Below are 19,414 nucleotides of genomic sequence, written 5' to 3'. Positions count from 1 at the left end.
GACAGACCGCTATCAACTACCCCAAATGGGCCCAACAGCCTGTCACTTGGAGAGGGAGACTCTTGCTCCGTCGTTTCGCCACACTCGCCGCGTCCGCCGCCATCGCGGGCGGTGTCCTGTTCGCGGCCGTCCCCGCGCAGGCCGCCCCCACTGCCGACCAGGCCGGTGTGTCGGCCCGCGGCCCGATCACCTGCAACATCCCCAAGATGCGCCAGCAGGTCGCCAACCTGAAGTCCAAGGCGGCCAAGTTGGACGCGCTCGGCTACCACAAGTCGGCCGCGAAGGAGCGCGCGAAGGCGCGGGGGATCCAGGCGCGCATCAAGCAGTGCCAGGACGCCGACAACAACGCCCCCGGCCCGATCGGCGGCTGAGGCCCCGAGGCTGAACGAGCCCCCGCCCGGCAGCACGTGCGCCGGGCGGGGGCTTTTCGCGCCGCCTCATCAACCGCAGGCGACTGAAGCACTGTTGAGGCACGGGACTCGCCCCGCTACCGGCGAAGCACAACACACCGCAGCCCACCCGGCTCCAGGTCCACCCACGCGCCGCTGCCCCACCCCGCCAGCGAAACGGCCGCCGCCCCGGCTGCGCTTGTCGTCACATGTCCCTCCCCCGGCTCGACACGGCTGCCCTCTGTGCGACTCGCCCCGCACGCCGTTCGACCGGGAGAACAGCCGCGATCGTCGCGGCTACCTGCTACCTTCCGGGCCGTGATCGACAACGTATATGTGGGCAACGCCGGCAAAGACGCGGCGCTGGACCGGGGCTGGCTGCTGGGGCACTTCAAGGATGCCTCCGACCCTCGGCACAGCGAGGACGTGGAGATCAAGTGGGGCGTCCACCCGCCGGGCGACGAACGGGCCCAGTGGGTGACCGGCGAGGCACGCACCGCCCTGCTGGTCCTCATCAGCGGACGCTTCCGGGTGGAACTGCCCGGGCGCAGCGTCCTCCTGGCCGAGCAGGGGGACTACGTCGTGTGGGGCCATGGCGTCGACCACTCCTGGTTCGCGGAGGAGGAGTCCGTGGTCCTGACGGTCCGCTGGCCCTCGATCCCCGGCTACAAGGTGCCGGCAGAGGACGATTCCACCACCGACCGAAACCCTTCGGGCGGGACGGTGGGCCTGTAGCCCGCCGGGGCGTCACGTCCGGGGACGGCGCGCCGAGCCACTGCTCGCTCGGCGCCGCCGAAAACGGATCGTCACGGCGGACCGGGTCCCCTACCGTTCCGTCATGCAGATCGTCGTGACGCTGGACTGTGTCGACACCGAGGTGCAGGCGGAGTTCTGGCTGGCCGCGCTCGCCCCGCTGCACTACCGGCGCGGCTTCGAGGGCGCGCCGTATCTGAGCCTGGTCGCTCCCGCCCCCGCGCCCACCCTCCTCCTGCAACAGGTCCCGGAAGCGAAGCGGTCCAAGAACCGCATGCACCTCGACATCGACCTCGGCACCGAAGACCTGGGCACGGAGGTCGAGCGCCTCCAAGAACTCGGCGCCCGGCGCATCTCTCCGGAACAGAGCGAACACGGCTTCCGCTGGATCGTCGCCGCCGACCCGGAGGGCAACGAGTTCTGCGTGTTCGCTCCTCCGACCCAGGGCGCCACGGCGGAGGACGCTTCCACCACCCCGCCGTCGGCGACCTGGCTCTCGACTACGACGCCCTAGAGATCCCCGCCGACCCCGGCCCGACCATCGTCACCTACACCCTTCCCGCCGATTCCCCCGACGCTGCCGCGTTCCACCGTCTGTCGGCCCGACCCTTGCGTGACGGTGCCGGGCTTCGCGGCGGACGGGGCGGTCATGTCGAGCAGGAGCAGCGCGTCGTGATCGGGGCTGCCGGGTTCGGCGGTGTAGACGCCGATGCGCTGGCCGGGGGTTCCTTCGACGTGCAGGGACTGTGAGGTCAGGGTGATGGTTCCGACCTGCGGATGCTGGAACGTCTTGTGGGCGGGCTTGCGTCCGGTCACTTCGTAGCGCTCCCACAGACCCGCGAAGTCGGGGCTCTTGAGGAGGAGTTCGCCGACGAGCTGGGTGAGGTCGGGGGCGTCCGGCGCGGTGCCGGCGATGGCGCGCAGGCGGGCGACACACGCGGTGATCTGCCGGTCCCAGTCGCCGAAGAGGTCGCGGGCGGCGGGGTGCAGGAAGAGATAGCGGGCCAGATTGCGGTGCTTGACCGGCCAGTCCTCCAGACCCGCGTACAGGGCGAGGCCGCCGGGGTTCCAGGCCAGCAGGTCCATGCTGCGGCTGATCACATAGGCCGGGTTGGGGCGCAGCGACTCGAGGAGCAGCTTGAGGTGGGGGCGGACCGTGCGGCTCGGCGCGGGTGGGGGCTCGGCGACGTAGCGGGCGGCGCGGGCGGCGAGTTCGCGCAGGTGCTGGTGCTCCTGGTCGTCCATGTGCAGGGCACGGGCGAGGGAGTCGAGGACGGCGGGGCTGGGACGGGTCTCCTTGCCGCGTTCCAGGCGCACGTAGTAGTCGATGCTGATGCCGGCGAGGGTGGCCAGCTCCTCGCGGCGCAGGCCGGGGGTGCGGCGGATGCCGGCGCCCACCGTGAGGCCGACGTGTTCGGGTCTTGTCTGGGTGCGGCGGGCGCGCAGATAGCGGCCCAGCTCGGCGCCCTCGCTGTGCGCGTTCGTCGGTGCCATGCCTCCAGTCTCACTCGCCCTGCGGATGCCGCGCAGGGCGTAGAGGGGCCCTGTCATTACCCCTGAAGAGCCCGCCCTGCCACACGGCCGCGATCCGGGCGAAGGTGAAGGGGCAAGACGCCGGTGCCCCGGCCTCTTCGCTGTCGGCCCAGGCGCGATCCGCCGGGCCGGGTGAGAGTGAGGGGGCCGGGTACGCCATGGATCGAAAGAGGGCGAGATGCGGTACATCAAACTGCGTGACCTGGAAGTCTCCCGGGTCGGGCTGGGCGCCATGGGCATGTCCCACGGCTACACCGGCTCGGGCACGGACGACGCGGAGTCCGTCCGGACCGTCCATCGGGCACTGGACCTCGGCGTCACCCTCATCGACACCGCGGAGATCTACGGCCCGTACATCAACGAGGAACTGCTCGGGCGGGCGCTGAAGGGGCGCCGGGACCAGGTGGTCCTTGCCACCAAGTTCGGCCTGGTCTCGCACGGCGGCGACGGCGCGTGGAACCTGGACTCCAGCCCCGACAACATCCGCACCGCCGTCGAGGGGTCCCTGCGGCGGCTCGGCACCGACCACATCGACCTGTACTACCAGCACCGCGTCGACCCGAACACGCCGATCGAGGAGACCGCGGGCGCCGTGGGCGAGCTGATCGCCGAGGGCAAGGTGCGTGCCTTCGGGCTCTCGGAGGCGGGCCCGGACACCATCCGCCGCGCTCACGCCGTCCAGCCCGTCACCGCCGTCCAGTCCGAGTACTCGCTGTTCACGCGCGGGATCGAGGAGCGCGTCCTGCCCGTCCTGCGGGAGCTGAACATCGGCCTGGTGCCGTTCTCCCCACTCGGCCGCGGCGTCCTGACCGGCACCGTGCGCTCCACCGACGAGTTCGACGAGAACGACTTCCGGCGCGGCAATCCCCGCTTCACCGGGGAGAACTTCCGGCGCAACCTGGCCCTTGCCGACGAGGTCAAGGCGCTTGCGGACGAGGCGGGTGCTACGCCAGGACAGGTGGCGCTGGCCTGGCTACTCGCCCAGGGCGACGACATCGCGCCGATCCCCGGAACCAAGCGGGTGGCCCGCGTCGAGGAGAACACCGCCGCGGACGCCGTCACGCTGACCGCCGAGCAGCTCGACAGGCTCACCGGCCTGCCGCCCGCCGCCGGCGCCACCCACACCGAGGCCCAGGCCCGGATGCTCGAACGCTGACACCTGGCACACCCCCGGCACGAACCCCGTTTGGAGCAGCACCCTCATGCGCGCAGCAGTGATGTACGGAGCCGGCGACGTCCGCGTCGAGGACCGGCCCGACCCGAAGATCGTCGACCCGACCGACGCCGTGGTGCGCACGCTGGCCGCGTGCGTGTGCGGCAGCGACCTGTGGCCCTACGCCTCGATGCCCGCCACCGACACCGGGCGCCCCATGGGGCACGAATTCCTCGGTGTTGTCGAGGAGACCGGCGCGGACGTGACCGGTCTGAAGGCCGGCGACCTGGTCGTCGCCCCGTTCACGTACAGCGACAACACCTGCGACTACTGCGCCAAGGGCCTGCACATCTCCTGCCGCAACGGCGGCCGGTACGGCTTCGACGGCGTGGACGGCGGGCAGGGCGAAGCGGTCCGTGTCCCGCATGCGGACGGCACCCTGGTGAAGCTGCCGGTGGCCGCCGACTCCGCGCTCCTGCCCTCGCTGCTGGCCCTGTCGGACGTGATGACCACGGGTCACCACGGCGCCGTCACCGCCGGAGTCGGCCGCGGGGACACGGTGCTCGTGGTCGGGGACGGGGCGGTCGGCCTCTGCGCGGTCGTCGCCGCCCAGCGTCTCGGTGCCGAACGGATCGTGCTCGCCGGCCGTCACGAGGCGCGCACCACGCTGGGCCGGCACTTCGGCGCCACCGACGTGGTCGCCGCACGCGGCGAGGAGGGCATCGCGCGCATCCGCGAGCTGACCGGCGGCGTGGACAAGGTGATCGAGGCCGTCGGCACGCGTCCGGCCCTCGACACGGCGCTCGGCGCGGTCCTGGACGGCGGCACCGTCAGCCGCCTCGGCGTCCCCCAGTACGAGGAAGGCCCGATCGGGCCGGCCCTCTTCATGCGGAACATCACCCTGACCGGCGGCGCCAGTCCCGCCCGCGCCTACATCGAGCAGCTGCTGCCCGACGTCCTGGACGGCACCATCGCCCCAGGACGCGTCTTCGACGAGACGTTCCCCCTCGACCAGGTCCCGGACGCCTACCGGGCCATGGCCGACCGCCGGGTCCTCAAGGCGCTCATCCGCCCCTGACCTTCAACTCGCCCGCCCCACCAAGGACTTACCCATGCAGCACGTCACCTTGAACAACGGTGTCGAGATGCCGATCCTCGGCTTCGGCGTCTACCAGATCCCCGCCGAGGACACCGAACGCGCCGTCTCCGAGGCACTGGCCGCCGGGTACCGCCTGCTCGACACCGCGGCCGCCTACGGCAACGAAAAGGCCGTGGGCCGCGCCATCGCCTCCAGCGGCATCCCGCGCCAGGACCTCTTCGTCACCACGAAGCTGTGGGTCCAGGACGCCCCCGCCCAGGACAACGCCCGGCGCGCCTTCGAGACGTCGCTGGCCGAACTGGGCCTGGACCACCTCGACCTGTACCTGATGCACCAGCCCTTCGGCGATGTCTACGGCCAGTGGCGTGCCATGGAGGCCCTCAATCGCGAGGGCGTCGCCAAGGCGATCGGTGTCGCGAACTTCTACCCGGACCGGCTGGTCGACCTGATCGTCAACAACGAGATCACCCCGGCCGTCAACCAGATCGAGACCCACCCCTTCTTCCAGCGCGCCGACTACCAGGACCTCATGCGCGAGCACGGGGTGCAGATCCAGTCCTGGGGCGGCTTCGCCGAAGGCAGGAACGACCTGTTCAGCAACCCGCTCCTTGCCGAGATCGGCAAGGAGCACGGCAGGTCCGTGGCCCAGGTCGTGCTGCGCTGGCTCACCCAGCGCGGAGTCGTCGCCATCCCCAAGTCCGTCCGCGCCGAGCGCATGGCCGAGAACATCGACGTCTTCGACTTCGAGCTCACCGACGAGCAGCTGGCCCGGATCGCCACTCTCGACACCGGCGGCTCGCTGTTCTTCGACCACCGCGACCCCGAGATCGTCACCTGGCTCGCGGGGCGCCGCCTGGACGCCTGACCGGCCCCTGTGCGAGGGCGAGCGGCGCGACGGCCGTGCCGGCAGCCGCTCGTCCCGCTGAGCTGCCGCTCCGCTAGCCTTGCTGGACGATGAACCGCACCGATCAGCCCGCACCGGCCCCTCGTCTGACCACTCCCTGGGGAGATGTCGACCTCGCCCGTTTCCCGGAGAATCCCCGCGACCAGCTGCGCGCGTGGGACGCCGCGGACACGTATCTGCTGCGGCACCTCGCCGAGGCGGGCACGGACCTGACCGGTGCGGTGACAGTGGTGGGTGACCGCTGGGGCGCGCTGGGTACGGCGCTCACCGGGGTCCCGGGCTGCACCCCGACCCTGATTTCCGACTCGTACCTCGGCCAGCAGGCGACGTACGCGAACCTGAACCGGAACGGGCACACCGGCGCCCGCCTCCTCACCACGCAGGACGCCCCGCCCACCCGCATCGACGTGCTCCTCGTCCGCGTCCCGAAGAGCCTCGCGCTCCTCGAGGACCAGTTGCACCGGCTGCGGCCAGCCGTGCACGAGAACACGGTGGTGGTCGGCACCGGCATGGTGAAGGAGATCCACACCTCCACGCTGAACCTTTTCGAGCGGATCATCGGCCCGACGCGTACGTCGCTGGCGGAGAAGAAGGCGCGTCTGATCTTCAGCGAGCCGAGCCCGGCGGTCGATCCCGCCGCCGCATCGAATCCGTGGCCGCACACCTATCAACTCCCGTCCGACATCGGCCCGTTGTCCGGCCGTCCGGTCGTCAATCACGCGGGCGTGTTCTGTGCCGAGCACCTCGACATCGGCACCCGTTTCCTCCTCCAGCACCTCCCGCGAGGAACGGACGCCCGCACGATCGTGGACCTGGGCTGCGGCAACGGCGTCGTCGGCACGAGCGCCGCGCTCACCCACCCCGACGCGGACGTCCTGTTCACGGACGAGTCGCACCAGGCGGTGGCGTCGGCGCGGGCCACGTACGAGGAGAACGCAGGCGACCGCCCCGGCAAGGCGGAGTTCCGCGTCGCCGACGGTCTCGCCGACACACCTCCCGGCTCCGTCGACCTGGTCCTCAACAACCCTCCGTTCCACACCCATCAGGCCACGACGGACGCGACGGCGTACCGCATGTTCAGCCAGGCCCGCGCGGCGCTCCGCCCCGGCGGCGAACTGTGGGTGGTGGGCAACCGTCACCTCGGCTACCACGTCAAGCTGCGCCGCCTGTTCGGCAACAGCCAACTGGTCGCCAGCAACGCGAAGTTCGTGATCCTGAAGGCGGTCAAGCGAGAGCCGCGCGGTCGGCGCGCCTGAGGGCTGTCCGGCGTGTGTCGGGCGTGGCCCGCGTGTCAGGTGTGCCTGATCACCTGGTAGATCGTCTGCGCGGCGGGCGCGGGATGCGGGACCTCGTGCCAGCCGATCTCCTGGGCCCGCTTCTCGATCGCGGCCCGCGCCGCCCGGGCCGCGTCCTCGTCCTCGAAGAAGGCGATCGACAGCCCGTTGCCGGTCGCGGGATCGACGAGATGGTACGAGCCGTGCACACCGGGCACGGTGGCCGCGGCCTCCAGGACCCAGTCCCGGTCGTCCGTGGGCATCGGCTCCCACACAGCCACCCGCGCGATCATGCCGTCCCCCTTCGCCGGTCCCCGGGTCCCCCGGACCTTCAGGATGCGCCGGATCCGGCGCCGGGTCACGCCCCGGTGCACCCAAGGACGTGGTCGATCGCGGCCGCGACGTCGACGGCGGCATGGGTGGGCCGGAAGCCGTCGAAGGTCCAGCCCCGCCCGCCCGAGACCCACACACTGCGAAGGCCCAGGGCGTCGGCGCCCGCGATGTCGGCGTGCGGCGAGTCGCCGACGACCCAGGCGCCGTCCAGCGACGCTCCGACGGACGCGGCTGCCGCGTGGAAGATCTCCGGTCGCGGCTTCTTGTGGCCGACCGCCTCGGACACGACCCATCCGTCGACGATGCGGTCGAGCCCGCTGGTACGCATCTTCGCGTCCTGCTGGTCCGTGCGGCCGTTGGTGACGACGGCACACGTCCAGCCGTCCGCCCGAGCCCTGCCCAACGCCTCGCGGGCCGGCTCCGTCAGGGCGACGCGGCCGGCGCCGCCCTCGCGGAGAAGGTCCTGGACCGCGCAGGTTGGCACCTTGTCGCCATATCGATGAATCATCGCCGCGGCGACCTGCTGGCGCGCCGCGTAACCGCCCTCGTCCACGCCCATCAGCCAGTCGGCCTCAGCACACGGCAGGCCGTGCTCCGCCAGGAAGTCGTCGATCGCGGCGCGGAAGGCCGCGTCGCGGTCGACGAGGGTGTTGTCCAGGTCGAGCAGCATCAGCGGCATGGCCGGTAGTAGATCAGATGGGTCAACCAGTTCGAGGGCGCGGGCGCTCACGCCCCGGTCGGCGCGGGACGCTCTATCGCGATCATGACCGCGTCGTCGTCCAGCTCGCCGCCGACATGGCGCAGCAGGTCCCGCCGGAAGCGGTCGAGGAAGGCGTCGGAGTCGTTCCCGGTCCACCCGGTGATGCGCTCGGCGAGCGGGTAGAAGGCGCCCGCGGGGTCGCGGGCCTCGGTGACACCGTCCGTGTACAGCAGCAGGAGATCGCCCGGCTCGAAGTCGAAGCTCTCGACGTGCCGGCTCGGGTCCGTGAGCTCGCCCAGGCCCAGCGGAGGGGCGGGGTGCTGCGCGTCCATCGTCATCGGCTTGCCGTCGCGCAGGACGACCGGCGGCGGGTGGCCGCAGGACACCATGTGGACCGGGCCGCCCTCGTCCGGGATGTCGAGGACGGTGGCGGTGATGAACGTTTCCGCGTAGTGGCCCGCCTCCCCCGGTTCCATGAGGCCCCAGCACACACTCCGCTCGAGGTACGCCACCAGCTCCCCCAGGCCGGCCTGGCGGTGGGCCGCGCCGCGGAACGCCCCGAGCAGCAGCGCGGCGTCCCCGACCGCGGTCATGCCCTTGCCGCGCACATCGCCGACGATCAGCCGGGTGCCGGTGGTGGTGCGCACCGCCGCGTACAGGTCCCCGCCGATCCGCGCCTCGGCCTCCGCGGCGAGGTAGAAGGACGCGGCGCGCAGGGGGCCGAGCCGCCGGGGCAGCGGCGGCAGGACCACCCGCTGGGCGGCCTCGGACACGTACCGCACCTGTGAAAGCTCTCTCGCGCGGCGCTCACGCAGGACACAGAAGACGACGAGGCTGATTCCGACCACCAGCAGCGCGACGATCTGTGCCTCGTGGTTGGCCGAGAGCAGCTCGTCCGGGTCGCGCAGCACGCCTATGGTCGTCTGCGCGAGCACCGCGAGGGCGGAGACCAGTCCCACCGTGCGGGGCCCGCCGAACAGCGGCGTGATCGCCGGGGCGGCGACGAGCAGCGGGCCCAGGTGGATGTGGGGCGGCGCGAGCACATCGACGACGGACACGACGACGATCCACGCGACCGGGATGGCGACCAGCGCCCGCCCCGCTCGCACCGGCGGTCCGGGCACGTCGTGACCTTGCGACATGCCTCCTCTCTACACTGCCCTTGCCCCACGCGCAGCGGCAGCCCCAAGAGTGGGGCCCGTCGGCTACCGGGCGCGCCGGTCGTACCTCGCCTTGGCGACGCGACGGCAGACACCGCTCGCGACCGCCGCGCAGAGACTGATCAGCGTGGCAGTGCCCCAGCGCGCCTGGTTCATGACACCGCCATGGGCCGCGATGTACAGCCACAGGACCATGAAGAAGACCATCGAGCACAGGATGCGCAGCGGGACCAGGTACCAGACCGGCTTGCCTTCGCTCACGACCACCGCGCGCTGAACACGGTCGACCGGTTCCTGCGCCCCCTGCCGGACGATGGCGGCGAACTCCCGGTCGATGTCCGCGTCGGAGAAGTCCCCCCTGCGTTCCTCACTCACCGCGACCCCCGATTCGCCGAGCAACTGAGTAGCCGAGCAGCTGAGCGACGCCCGATGTCCGCGGATTTTCCCGTCGTGGGGAGGGGCCGTCAATGCTCCCCCGCCCCGTCCTGCCCCCACCCTTGTAGGAATGATTCCCTCCGGGCCACGATGCCCGCATGAAGGGTGATCTTTTCGCGAGTGAGTTCATGGTGCAGCCCGCCGCCGCGCCGGGCATGACCGTGCAGAACGCCAAGTCGATCCGGTATGTGATCGACGGCGAGATGCTGGCTCGGCAGGGGGCGATGGTCGCCTACCGGGGGAATCTGCAGTTCGAACGGAAGGGGCAGGGCGTCGGCGGCATGCTGAAGCGGGCCGTCACCGGGGAGGGGCTTCCCGTGATGAAGGTGCGCGGGCAGGGTGAGGCCTGGTTCGCGCAGGAGGCGCAGAACGTGTTCGTCGTGGACCTCGAACCCGGCGATGTGTTCACCGTCAACGGCCGCAACGTGCTGTGCTTCGACGCCTCGCTGTCGTACGAGATCAAGACGGTGAAGGGCGCCGGGATGAGCGGCGGCGGTCTGTTCAACAGCGTGTTCACCGGGCAGGGGCGGCTCGGGCTGGTCTGCGAGGGCAATCCGCTCGTGTTCCCCGTCTCGCCGCAGCAGCCGGTGTACGTGGACACGGACGCGATCGTCGGCTGGAGCGCCAACCTCCGTACCTCGCTGCACCGTTCGCAGTCGCTGGGCTCGATGATCCGCGGCGGGTCCGGGGAAGCGGTGCAACTCATGCTGGAGGGTGAGGGGTTCGCGGTCGTACGGCCCAGTGAGGCGACCCCTCACAAACCACAGCAGCACTAGAGGAGCACCAGAGCATCACCAGAGGCCGGTGGAGGGTCGGTCACACGGTCAGGACCCGGCGCCCGCGCGTGTGGCCGGCGCGGCTGTCGGCGTGGGCCGTCGGGGCCTCGGCCAGTGCGTACGCCTTCTCGACCGGGATGTGCAGCTTCCCCCGCGCGATGAGGGCCACCGTCTCGGCGAGGGCGTCGGGCACGCTCCCGGCCACACCGGAGAACCGGACCCCGAACTCGGGCGCCCCGAGGTCGGCGATGGAGATCACCTTCTGCGGGTCGCCGGTCAGTTCGACGAGTTCGCGGATCACGCCCGAGCCGGCCAGGTCGAGCGCCGCGTCGACCCGGCCGAACCCACGTACCCGCTCGACCCAGCCCTCTCCGTACGTCGTGGCGCGGGCGCCGAGGCCCCGCAGGTAGTCCTGGTTCGCCGCCCCGGCCGTACCGATCACCTCGATGCCCCGGTCGCGGGCGATCTGCAGCACCGCCGACCCCACTCCCCCGGACGCGCCGCTGACGAGCAGCGTCTGGCCCGGCCCGACACCGACCTCGCGCAGGACGCGCAGCGCGGTCTCCACCACGGAGGGGTATCCCGCGGCCTCTTCGAACGTCAGCTCCTCGGGCATGCGGGCCCAGGCCGTCAGCACGGCGAACTCGGCGTACGTCTCGACTCCTTCGCCGAAGACGCGGTCCCCGACCTCGACCCCTTCGACGCCCTCGCCGACCTCGTCCACCACCCCCGCGGCGTCGAGCCCGAGCCCTGAGGGCAGTTCGGTCGGGTGGGCCCCCAGGACCTGCCCCTCGCGGATCCTCCAGTCCGCGGGGTTCACACCGGCCGCGCGCACGGCGATGCGTATCCGGCCGGGGCCCGTGCGGGGCTTCTCGGCGTCGATCAGGTGCAGCACGTCCGGGCCGCCGAACTCGGCGAAGTTCACTTTCCGCATGGTCGTCACGGACTTCACGTTCGTCATGTTCGTCATGATCTCCATGCGGCCGACCGTAGCACTAACCGTTAGTGTTTCACGACGGTTATGTTTTTGGCGTTGTTGTTCTTTTGGATCTGCTAGCGTTCGCGCATGAACGAGCCGCCGTCCGGACGTCGCGAGCGCAAGAAGGCCGCGACCCGCCAGAAGATCGCCGAGACCGCCCTGCGGCTCTTCCTGGACCGCGGGTACGACGCGGTGGGGATCCGCGACGTGGCCGCCGAGGCCGACGTGGCCGTCACCACGGTCTTCTCCCACTTCGCCTCGAAAGAGGCCCTGGTGTTCGAGCAGGACCAGGACTTCGAGCGGGGGCTGACGCGGGCGGTCACCGACCGGGCGCCGGACGAGCCGCTGATCCCCGCGCTGCGCCGCGAGGTCGAGGCCCTGGTCCGGCACTGCACGGCGGACAGCGCCGTTCCGATCTGGCAGATGATCGAGTCGTCGGCGGCCCTGCGGAAGTACGAGGAGTCGATGCGGCTGCGCCACGCGGAGTCGCTGGCCGCGGCCATCGCCGCCGACCCCGGGCTGCGGCACACCACCACGGCCTGCCGGACGATCGCGCGGTTCGTGATCGACGCGTACGCGCTGTCCCGCGAGGCGGACGAGCCGGACGCCGCGCTCGACGAGACCTTCCGGATGATCGACGCCGCCTGGGAGGCCGGCCGGCCGACGGCCGACGCCGGTAGCAGTCGCTCCTAGAAGGCGGCACGCGGCGCGTTCGCGTGTTCCTCCACCGCGATGCGCGCCAGCTTCGTCAGCATCATGCCGTTGCGGACCGCGACCAGGTAGTCGACCGGAAGTCCGTGCATTCGTGTGCCCGGACCCCTGAGCGGGTGCCAGTCGAGGACGAAGAGGGTGTGTTCGGCCCACGGGATGAGGTTCATCGCGATGCGGGCGGCCCCGAACGGGTCGGCCTTCGCCTCGAGTTCGAGCCGGTGCTCCGGCTCGCAGATCCGGACCGTACTGGTGTCGTCGAGGGTCAGCGGGCCCAGGCCCACCCGCACCTTCAGGGCGGTGCCCACGTCCGGCCAGGCCGGGTCGACGTCGAGCACCCGCTTGGTGCCCGTCACCCACTCCCCGTAGCGGTAGCCGTCCGAGAGCAGCGCCCAGACCTCGGCGGGCGAGCTCAGGATCAGTCGGCGGGTCCTGGCCATGGGGTCGGTCACGCTCCTGTTCCCAGGTTCCCTGGTTCCCAGCGGCTACGCGTGGATACGGCTGGACACCACTGAATACCGCTGGCGCATTTCAGGACAAAGCTAGCAGCGGGCTCGCCGCTGCGCCTGGGAGACGTGCGCCATCGGAGGGGACACCGACGGTCGCGTACGCACGTCGGCTCCGCGAGAATGTGCGCGATGGCAGCGACGGCAGGCCCCACTCCCGACGCCGCCCCCGGTGTCCGGCTCTCCTCGGCGCGCGGGCGGTGGATCCTCGCGTGCGTGGTGCTGGCCTCCGGGATGGCCATGCTCGACGGGACCGTCGTGAACGTCGCTCTGCCGACCATGGGGCGCGACCTCGGAGCCTCCCTGTCCGCCCTGCAATGGGTCGTCAACGCCTACATGCTCACCCTGTCCGCGCTGCTCCTGTGGGGCGGCGCGATGGGCGACCGGATCGGGCGGCGACGGGCGCTCGTCCTGGGTGTGGTGTGGTTCGCGGTCGCCTCGGCGGCGTGCGGACTCGCCCCGAACGAGGGCATGTTGATCGCGGCGAGGGCGCTGCAGGGTGTCGGCGGGGCACTGCTGACTCCCGGGTCGCTCGCGCTCGTGCGCTCGGTGTTCCATCCCGACGACCAGGCCCGCGCGGTGGGCGCCTGGTCGGGGCTCACCGGTGTCGCGGGCGCGCTCGGGCCGTTTCTCGGCGGGTGGCTGATCGACGGGCCCGGGTGGCGGTGGATCTTCCTCATCAACGTGCCGATCGCCGCGGTCGTACTGCTGATCGCCGTGCGGTACGTCCCCGAGAGCCGGGACGCCGCGGCGGCCGACGCCCCCTTCGACCAGCTGGGCGCGGTGCTGGCGGCGGTGTGTCTGGCCGGGGTGAGTTATGCGCTGATCGGGTCGTCGGGCGGCGGCGCGTCCGCCGTGTCGACCGGCGTGCCCGCGCTCGTCGGCCTCGTCGCCGGTGTCGCCTTCGTGGCCGTGGAACGGCGGCGGGCCGCGCCGATGCTGCCGCTGTCCCTGTTCCGCTCGCGCCTGTTCAGCGCCGCGAACGGGATGACGCTGTGCCTGTACGCGGGCATCGGCGGCATCCTGTTCCTGCTGCCGGTCCAGCTTCAAGTCGCCCTCGGGTACGACGCGTTGGAGGCGGGGGTGGCTACGTTGCCGGTGACCGCGCTGATGCTGCTGCTCTCCCCCAGGGCCGGCGATCTGGCGCGCCGGGTGGGGCCGACGCCACCGCTGGTCGTGGGACCCGCCGTCGCCGCGGTCGGAGTGCTGCTGATGCTGCGGATCGGTCCCGGGTCCTCGTACGCGGCCGATGTGCTGCCCGCGGTCGCCGTCCTCGGACTCGGCATGAGCCTCTTCGTGGCCCCGCTCACCACGACGGTCCTCGCGTCGGTGGACCCGGAGCACGCCGGTCTCGCGAGCGGGGTCAACAACACGGCGGCGCGGGTGGCGCAACTGCTGGTGGTCGCCGCGCTGCCGCTGGCCGTCGGCCTCTCGGGGGACGCGTATACACGGCCCGAGGCGGTGGACAGCTCGTTCCACCGGGCGACGATCGGCTGCGCCTCACTGTTCGTACTGGGTGCGGCCACCGCGGCCCTGTTCATCCGGCCACGGTCGGTGCGCCCGCGCCTGGAGGACGCGCCGCGCCCGCAGTGCCGGGCTCATCTCGGCGTCTCCGCACCGGCGTTGGAGCCGGGCGAGGAGCAACGCGGGTAGGCGCCCCGCGCGGCGGCGTCGGCCCACGGCCGACCTCGAACCACGGCCGGTGCCGCGAATTCACGTGCATCGCGCGCCCAACCGTGCTGGGGTCGTGCATCGTGAACGATCACTTCCTCAGCCGCCCGGACCTGGCGGACAGCATGGAGCGGAATCTGGCGGAACACGCCTGCCACCTGCATCGCGGCATGGCCGGTGCGACCGTCACGGAGACCGATGACCTCCTCGTCGCCGACAGCGGGCTGGCCGATGACACCTTCAACATCGTTGCCGCGGCCCGCTTCAGCCCCGACACCGCGGCGGCCCGCATCACCGAGACGCACCGGGCACTGGCACGCACCGGTCGGCCGTTCTCCTGGTGGGTCGGCCCCTCATCGCGGCCGTCGGACCTCGGCGACCGGCTGACGGCGGCGGGCCTGCCCGAGACCGAGTGCGAAACGGCGATGTGGGCCGAGCTGGACGACTCCCTCCCCCGGCCGGACGCGCCGGGCTTGGACATCCAAGCCGTGGCCACGTCCGAGCAGCTCGCCGACTACGCCACGGTCCTCGCCGCGAACTGGACCCCGCCCGCCGACACGGTCCGCCGCTTCTTCGACCGGACCGCCCCGCAGGCCCTCGCCGCGCACTGCCCGGCCCGCTATCTGGTCGGCTACGTGGACGGCCGCGCGGTCTGCTCGGCCGAAGTGTTCCTCCACGCGGGAGTGGCCGGCGTCTACAACATCAGCACCCTGTCGGACCACCGCCGGCGCGGGTACGGCGCTGCGATCACCCTCGCCGCCCTGCACACGGCCCGCGACCGGAACCACCGCATCGCGGTGCTGCAGGCCTCACCCGACGGCGAGCCCGTCTACCGCAGACTGGGGTTCACCGCCTGCGGCCGGTTCACCGAACATGCCGTCACCGGCTGACGCGCATCCGCCTTCCGGTACGACGGTCTTCCTCGCCGATCCGGCCGTGCGAAAGGGGGACGAACGGCCCTGGCGATCTGCCGAGAGGCCTGGGCAGAATGTGGTACGCAGTCAGGGCTCTGCTGCCATGCCTGAAGGCCCCCTGTCCCTGGGCCGTCCCCCACGGCCGGAGTCGCGTTTTGTGCCGACCACGCGACCCCGGCCCCGTCCTCGCGGATACCTGGTCGGGGCGATTCCCGCCGCCCCGACATCCGCTGGAGGACGGTGGTGCGGGGCGTCCGTGAAGGGGAGTCCGACGCCTCGCACACCGGCCGCCGCCGGTGCGGGCTTGCCCCCGGCGGCGGCCGCCTCAACGTTGTCGTACAGCGGTCTTGAAGAGTACGCCCGCACGGGCCCGGATGCATCGTGAAAGCAACGCATAAATCCATATCGACACGTCCGGAACCCCCAGTTCGGAATCCGGGGTCACCGAGCCGACCCGGGCGCGCGGCAAGCCGGCGCCACGGAGTCCTGCCCGCCCGCCAGCTCGGCCCGGAGTTCGCCGAGGTGTTCGCGGTAGCGGGCGACGTTGTCGAGCTTGATCTGCTCGTAGCCGCGGACCTCGTCCGGCAGGGCGGCGATGCGTACGCCGAGCGCGTGGATGTCGGGTGTGAGCGAGTCGAGGATCTCATCGACGACGTGGCGGTATTCGGCGACCAACTCCCGCTCCACGCGCCGGACTTGGGCGTACCCGAAGAGGTCGAGGCGGGTTCCGCGCAGCCGCCGGGCCGCGACGAGCAGGCGGAAGACGGGGGTGAACCACGGGCCGAGGGAGAGCTTGCGGCGCATGCCCAGGGCCCGCAGGACCGGTGGGTGGAGGCGCCAGGAGACGCGGGCGCCGGGGCCGAAGCGTTCGCGGACCGCGGCGAATGCGGCCGGGTCGAGGGAGAGGCGGGCGACCTCGTACTCGTCCTTGTACGCCATGAGTTTGTGCAGGTGGTGCGCGACCGTCTCGGCGAGCGCGGTGGAGCCGGGCACATGCTCGGCCTCGGCCGCTCGCACCCGCCGAACCAGCGCGGCGTATTCCTCGGCGTACGACCGGTCCTGATAGGCGATCAGCTCGGGGACGCGGACGGTGACGAGGCGGGCCAGTTCGGAGTCGGCGGGGGCGCCGATCCGGGCGATCAGGTCGCGTGCCTCGTCGGACAGGGGTGCCGCTCCCGGCCGTGCGCCGTCACCGCCGTGTGCTGCGAGGGCCGCGGCGAAGTCCGCCGGTGCCGCGACCGCCTGGCGACCGCGGCGGAAGGCCTGGATGTTGGCCTCGGCCTTCACACCGTTGAGGGTGATGGCTTCCTCGATCGCCTCCGCGGGCAGCGGCAGCGCGCCGGTCTGGAAGGCGGCGCCGGCCAGCAGGATGTTCGCGAACTGGTCCTGCCCGAAGAGGACTTCGGCGACGCGCCGGGCGTCGAGGAAGGTGGCACGGTCGGCGTCCGTCGAGCGGCGAATGCGTTCGGCGGCCTCGTCCACCTCGGGGAAGGACCGCGAGGTGTCGACGACCATGTGCCCCGTGGGCACCTCGCTGGTGGAGACGACGGCGACCGTCCGGGCCGGATCCGTGACACCAAGGTTCGCGCTGTCGGCCGCCACCAGGAGGTCGCACCCCAGGTACAGGTCGCACTCGTCGGCCGCCGCCTTGCCGGCCCGCTCCGCGGAATCGTCCTCGCTGATCTTCACGTCGGAGACGACCGCACCGCCCTTCTGCGCGAGCCCCGTCTGGTCCAGGGAACGCACGGTCCGTCCGGCGAGCGTCGCGGCCGTGCTCAGGATCTGGGAGAGCGTGACGACGCCGGTCCCGCCGACGCCGAGGATCCGGGTGGTGTGGACGGTGTTGGTGCGCCCGTGCGGCGGGGTCGGGTCGGGGAACTCGTCGGCCGAGAGCGACACTTCAGGCTTCGGGCCTCCTCCCCTCCCCCGCTTGCCGTCCTTCGCCGGGACGACCGTCAGGAAGGACGGGCAGTCGCCCTCCAGGCAGGAGTAGTCCTTGTTGCAGGACGACTGGTCGATGCGTGTCTTGCGGCCGAACTCCGTACGGACCGGCTGAACGGACAGACAGTTGGACTTCTCCCCGCAGTCGCCGCAGCCCTCGCACACCCGCTCGTTGATGACCACGCGCCGGGCGGGGTCGGGCGCGAGCCCCCGCTTGCGCTTGCGCCGCAGTTCGGTCGCGCACTCCTGGTCGTGGACGAGGACGGTGACACCGGGCGTCTTCGCGAGGACCTCCTGCGCCTCGATGAGCCGGTCGCGGTGCCAGATGTCGGTGCCGGGGGCCAGGTCGCGCTTGCGGTGGCGGCGAGGGTCCTCCGTCGTGACGATGATGCGGCCCACGCCCTCCGCACGCAGCGAACGGGTGATCTGCGGGAGAGACATCACACCGGCCGGGCGCTGACCGCCCGTCATCGCGACGGCCGAGTTGTGGAGCAGCTTGTACGTGATGTTGACCCCGGATTCGACGGCGGCCCGGACCGCGAGGCTGCCCGAGTGGTGGAAGGTGCCGTCGCCGAGGTTCTGCAAGAGGTGATCGCGGTTGAGGAACGGCGCCATGCCGACCCACTGGGCGCCCTCACCGCCCATCTGCGTCAGACCGGTCACCTCCCCGGTCTGCTTCTCGTCCATCAGCAGAACCATGGCGTGGCAGCCGATGCCGGCTCCGACCAGCGATCCCTCGGGGGTCTTGGTGGAGCTGTTGTGCGGACAGCCGGAGCAGAAGTACGGGGTGCGCGGTGCCAGCGGCACGAGGGGCAGCTCGATGCGTCCGGCCGCCGAGCGCCGGGCGGTCTGCCGGTGCCGCCACCGCTCGACGGAGGGAAAGTTGTCGTACGCGGCCAGTCGGGCCGCCAGTCCGTTGGCGATCGTGTCGGGGTCCAGCTCCCCGTAGGGCAGGAAGAGGGTGCTGCCGTCGGGACGCCGCTTGCCGGTGATCACTGGGGCGTCGGGCCGCCCGTACAGGAGGTCCTTCAGCGCCGTTTCGACGAGCGGGCGCTTCTCCTCCACGACCACGATCTCGCGCAGCCCCGCGGCGAACCGGTCGACGACGGACGGCTCCAGCGGGTGGATCATGCCGAGCCGCAGCAGCCGGACGCCGCGCCGCTCCAACTCCGCTCCGTCGAGACCGAGTTCGGTGAGCGCCTGCCGTACGTCGAGGTAGGTCTTGCCCGCGGCGACGATGCCGATGCGGTCACCCGGCGAGGCGGACACGATGCGGTTGATGCCGTTGGCGGCGGCGTAGCGCCGGGCCATCTCCAGGCGGACGCCGTCCCGACTGCGCTCCAGGGCTTGGAGGTTGGGGCCGATCAGGCGGGCGGTGACCTCGTGCGCGAAGGGTGTGCCGTCGATGTCGGTGTCGGGCGCGACCGGCCGTACGCGGTCGGGGTGGACCCGCACGCTGCCGGAGCCGTCCGCGACGGCCGTGACGACCTTCAGCGCCGTCCACAGGCCGCTCGCCCGCGACAGCGCGACGGCGTGCAGGCCCAGATCCAGGGCGTCCTGCGGGTCCGCCGGGTACAGGATGGGGAACCCGAGGTCGGCCAGGAGGAGTTCGGAGGCCCCGGGCACGGTGGAGGACTTCGCTCCCGGGTCGTCGCCGACCAGGGCGAGGGCCCCGCCCGCCGGGTGCGTGCCCATGAGGTTGCTGTGGCGCAGGGCGTCGGAGGCCCGGTCCACGCCCGGTGACTTGCCGTACCAGATGCCGCTCACGCCGGTGAAGCGGGCGTCCGGGGAAGCGGAGGCCAGTTGGGAGCCCTGGACTGCGGTGGCCGCGAGTTCCTCGTTGACGCCGGGGCGCAGCACGATGTCGTGCGCGTCCAACAGGGGGCGGTGCCGGGCGAGTTCCATGTCGTATCCGGCCAGCGGGGAGCCTTCGTAGCCGGAGACGAACACCGCGGTGCGGCGGCCCGCGCGCCGGTCCGCGCGCCGCTGGTCCAGGGGCAGTCGGGCCAGCGCCTGGATCCCGGTGAGGTGGACGACGCCGTCCTCGAGCAGGTACCGGTCTTCCAAGCTGGTGCGCGGGGACGGTTCGGCCACGGCTGCTCTCCCTGGGCGTGTACGCGTACGGGTCGGGGACCCCTCAAGGATTACCGTGGATACGCTGCGTCCCCAGCGGGAGAACCCCGAAT

The 19,414-nt window shown here is 71.7% G+C and carries 18 protein-coding genes and 2 pseudogenes; 12 read left to right on the top strand and 8 right to left on the bottom strand.

The window, feature by feature from the left end; genetic code table 11:
- Positions 1 to 62 precede the first annotated feature (62 nt).
- From ACZ7L4_RS02440 to ACZ7L4_RS02425, 4 genes and pseudogenes are all read left to right on the top strand, one after another.
- Complete coding sequence (locus tag ACZ7L4_RS02440; protein ID WP_472099000.1) at positions 63 to 371, top strand: hypothetical protein; 309 nt, start codon at positions 63 to 65, stop codon at positions 369 to 371.
- Between the two features lie 336 nt (positions 372 to 707).
- A complete protein-coding gene (locus ACZ7L4_RS02435) occupies positions 708 to 1,124 on the top strand; it encodes a cupin domain-containing protein (protein ID WP_472098998.1) in 417 nt (138 codons plus the stop codon).
- A gap of 103 nt (positions 1,125 to 1,227) precedes the next feature.
- A pseudogene (locus ACZ7L4_RS02430) lies at positions 1,228 to 1,560 on the top strand (VOC family protein); the annotation flags it as partial.
- Positions 1,527 to 1,679, top strand: a pseudogene (locus ACZ7L4_RS02425) (MmyB family transcriptional regulator); the annotation flags it as partial. The pseudogenes ACZ7L4_RS02430 and ACZ7L4_RS02425, both read left to right, overlap by 34 nt.
- Here ACZ7L4_RS02425 and ACZ7L4_RS02420 read toward each other — a convergent pair.
- Complete coding sequence (locus tag ACZ7L4_RS02420) at positions 1,653 to 2,636, bottom strand: helix-turn-helix transcriptional regulator (RefSeq protein ID WP_472098996.1); 984 nt, start codon at positions 2,634 to 2,636, stop codon at positions 1,653 to 1,655. The pseudogene ACZ7L4_RS02425 and the gene ACZ7L4_RS02420 overlap by 27 nt on opposite strands.
- A gap of 217 nt (positions 2,637 to 2,853) precedes the next feature.
- Here ACZ7L4_RS02420 and ACZ7L4_RS02415 point away from each other — a divergent pair, with 217 nt between their 5' ends.
- From ACZ7L4_RS02415 to ACZ7L4_RS02400, 4 genes are all read left to right on the top strand, one after another.
- The gene (locus ACZ7L4_RS02415; protein ID WP_472098994.1) at positions 2,854 to 3,831 is read left to right on the top strand and encodes an aldo/keto reductase; all 978 of its coding nucleotides are present in this window, start codon (positions 2,854 to 2,856) and stop codon (positions 3,829 to 3,831) included.
- A 46-nt stretch (positions 3,832 to 3,877) separates the two neighbouring features.
- Positions 3,878 to 4,906: a zinc-binding dehydrogenase gene (locus ACZ7L4_RS02410; protein WP_472098992.1), complete on the top strand. Its 1,029-nt coding sequence runs from the start codon at positions 3,878 to 3,880 to the stop codon at positions 4,904 to 4,906.
- Positions 4,907 to 4,940: 34 nt separating this feature from the next.
- Entirely contained in the window at positions 4,941 to 5,792 is an 852-nt protein-coding gene (locus ACZ7L4_RS02405; protein ID WP_472098990.1) for an aldo/keto reductase, read from the top strand.
- An 89-nt stretch (positions 5,793 to 5,881) separates the two neighbouring features.
- Positions 5,882 to 7,087, top strand: a complete 1,206-nt coding sequence (locus ACZ7L4_RS02400) for a methyltransferase (RefSeq protein WP_472098988.1) — start codon at positions 5,882 to 5,884, stop codon at positions 7,085 to 7,087.
- Between the two features lie 35 nt (positions 7,088 to 7,122).
- Here the strand turns inward: ACZ7L4_RS02400 and ACZ7L4_RS02395 are convergent, their stop codons facing one another.
- From ACZ7L4_RS02395 to ACZ7L4_RS02380, 4 genes are all read right to left on the bottom strand, one after another.
- Entirely contained in the window at positions 7,123 to 7,398 is a 276-nt protein-coding gene (locus ACZ7L4_RS02395) for a hypothetical protein (RefSeq protein ID WP_472098986.1), read from the bottom strand.
- Between the two features lie 65 nt (positions 7,399 to 7,463).
- Positions 7,464 to 8,117, bottom strand: coding sequence for an HAD family hydrolase (locus ACZ7L4_RS02390; RefSeq protein WP_472098984.1), 654 nt, complete (start codon positions 8,115 to 8,117; stop codon positions 7,464 to 7,466).
- Between the two features lie 47 nt (positions 8,118 to 8,164).
- Positions 8,165 to 9,280 (bottom strand): PP2C family protein-serine/threonine phosphatase, encoded by a 1,116-nt coding sequence (locus ACZ7L4_RS02385; RefSeq protein ID WP_472098982.1) that lies wholly within the window; start codon positions 9,278 to 9,280, stop codon positions 8,165 to 8,167.
- Positions 9,281 to 9,343: 63 nt separating this feature from the next.
- On the bottom strand, positions 9,344 to 9,673 hold the full coding sequence (locus tag ACZ7L4_RS02380) for a hypothetical protein (RefSeq protein ID WP_472098980.1): 330 nt from the start codon (positions 9,671 to 9,673) through the stop codon (positions 9,344 to 9,346).
- A gap of 158 nt (positions 9,674 to 9,831) precedes the next feature.
- Between ACZ7L4_RS02380 and ACZ7L4_RS02375 the strand changes: the two genes are divergently transcribed.
- The gene (locus ACZ7L4_RS02375; protein ID WP_472098978.1) at positions 9,832 to 10,509 is read left to right on the top strand and encodes an AIM24 family protein; all 678 of its coding nucleotides are present in this window, start codon (positions 9,832 to 9,834) and stop codon (positions 10,507 to 10,509) included.
- Between the two features lie 40 nt (positions 10,510 to 10,549).
- Here ACZ7L4_RS02375 and ACZ7L4_RS02370 read toward each other — a convergent pair whose 3' ends face one another.
- On the bottom strand, positions 10,550 to 11,443 hold the full coding sequence (locus ACZ7L4_RS02370) for an NADP-dependent oxidoreductase (RefSeq protein WP_472100359.1): 894 nt from the start codon (positions 11,441 to 11,443) through the stop codon (positions 10,550 to 10,552).
- A gap of 132 nt (positions 11,444 to 11,575) precedes the next feature.
- Here ACZ7L4_RS02370 and ACZ7L4_RS02365 point away from each other — a divergent pair, with 132 nt between their 5' ends.
- Positions 11,576 to 12,181, top strand: a complete 606-nt coding sequence (locus tag ACZ7L4_RS02365) for a TetR/AcrR family transcriptional regulator (protein WP_472098976.1) — start codon at positions 11,576 to 11,578, stop codon at positions 12,179 to 12,181.
- Here the strand turns inward: ACZ7L4_RS02365 and ACZ7L4_RS02360 are convergent.
- Complete coding sequence (locus ACZ7L4_RS02360; RefSeq protein ID WP_385754846.1) at positions 12,178 to 12,636, bottom strand: SRPBCC family protein; 459 nt, start codon at positions 12,634 to 12,636, stop codon at positions 12,178 to 12,180. The genes ACZ7L4_RS02365 and ACZ7L4_RS02360 overlap by 4 nt on opposite strands.
- 198 nt (positions 12,637 to 12,834) lie before the next feature.
- On the opposite strand from ACZ7L4_RS02360, the gene ACZ7L4_RS02355 reads away from it, so the two are divergent.
- Entirely contained in the window at positions 12,835 to 14,355 is a 1,521-nt protein-coding gene (locus ACZ7L4_RS02355; RefSeq protein WP_472098974.1) for an MFS transporter, read from the top strand.
- 143 nt (positions 14,356 to 14,498) lie between these two features.
- The gene (locus tag ACZ7L4_RS02350; RefSeq protein ID WP_472100357.1) at positions 14,499 to 15,263 is read left to right on the top strand and encodes a GNAT family N-acetyltransferase; all 765 of its coding nucleotides are present in this window, start codon (positions 14,499 to 14,501) and stop codon (positions 15,261 to 15,263) included.
- A 465-nt stretch (positions 15,264 to 15,728) separates the two neighbouring features.
- On the opposite strand, the gene ACZ7L4_RS02345 is transcribed toward ACZ7L4_RS02350, so the two are convergent.
- Positions 15,729 to 19,322, bottom strand: coding sequence for an indolepyruvate ferredoxin oxidoreductase family protein (locus ACZ7L4_RS02345; protein WP_472098972.1), 3,594 nt, complete (start codon positions 19,320 to 19,322; stop codon positions 15,729 to 15,731).
- Positions 19,323 to 19,414 lie beyond the last annotated feature (92 nt).

This window comes from Streptomyces sp. NPDC107575 (genome assembly GCF_055657265.1).
This window is presented reverse-complemented; position numbering and strand designations above follow the sequence as displayed.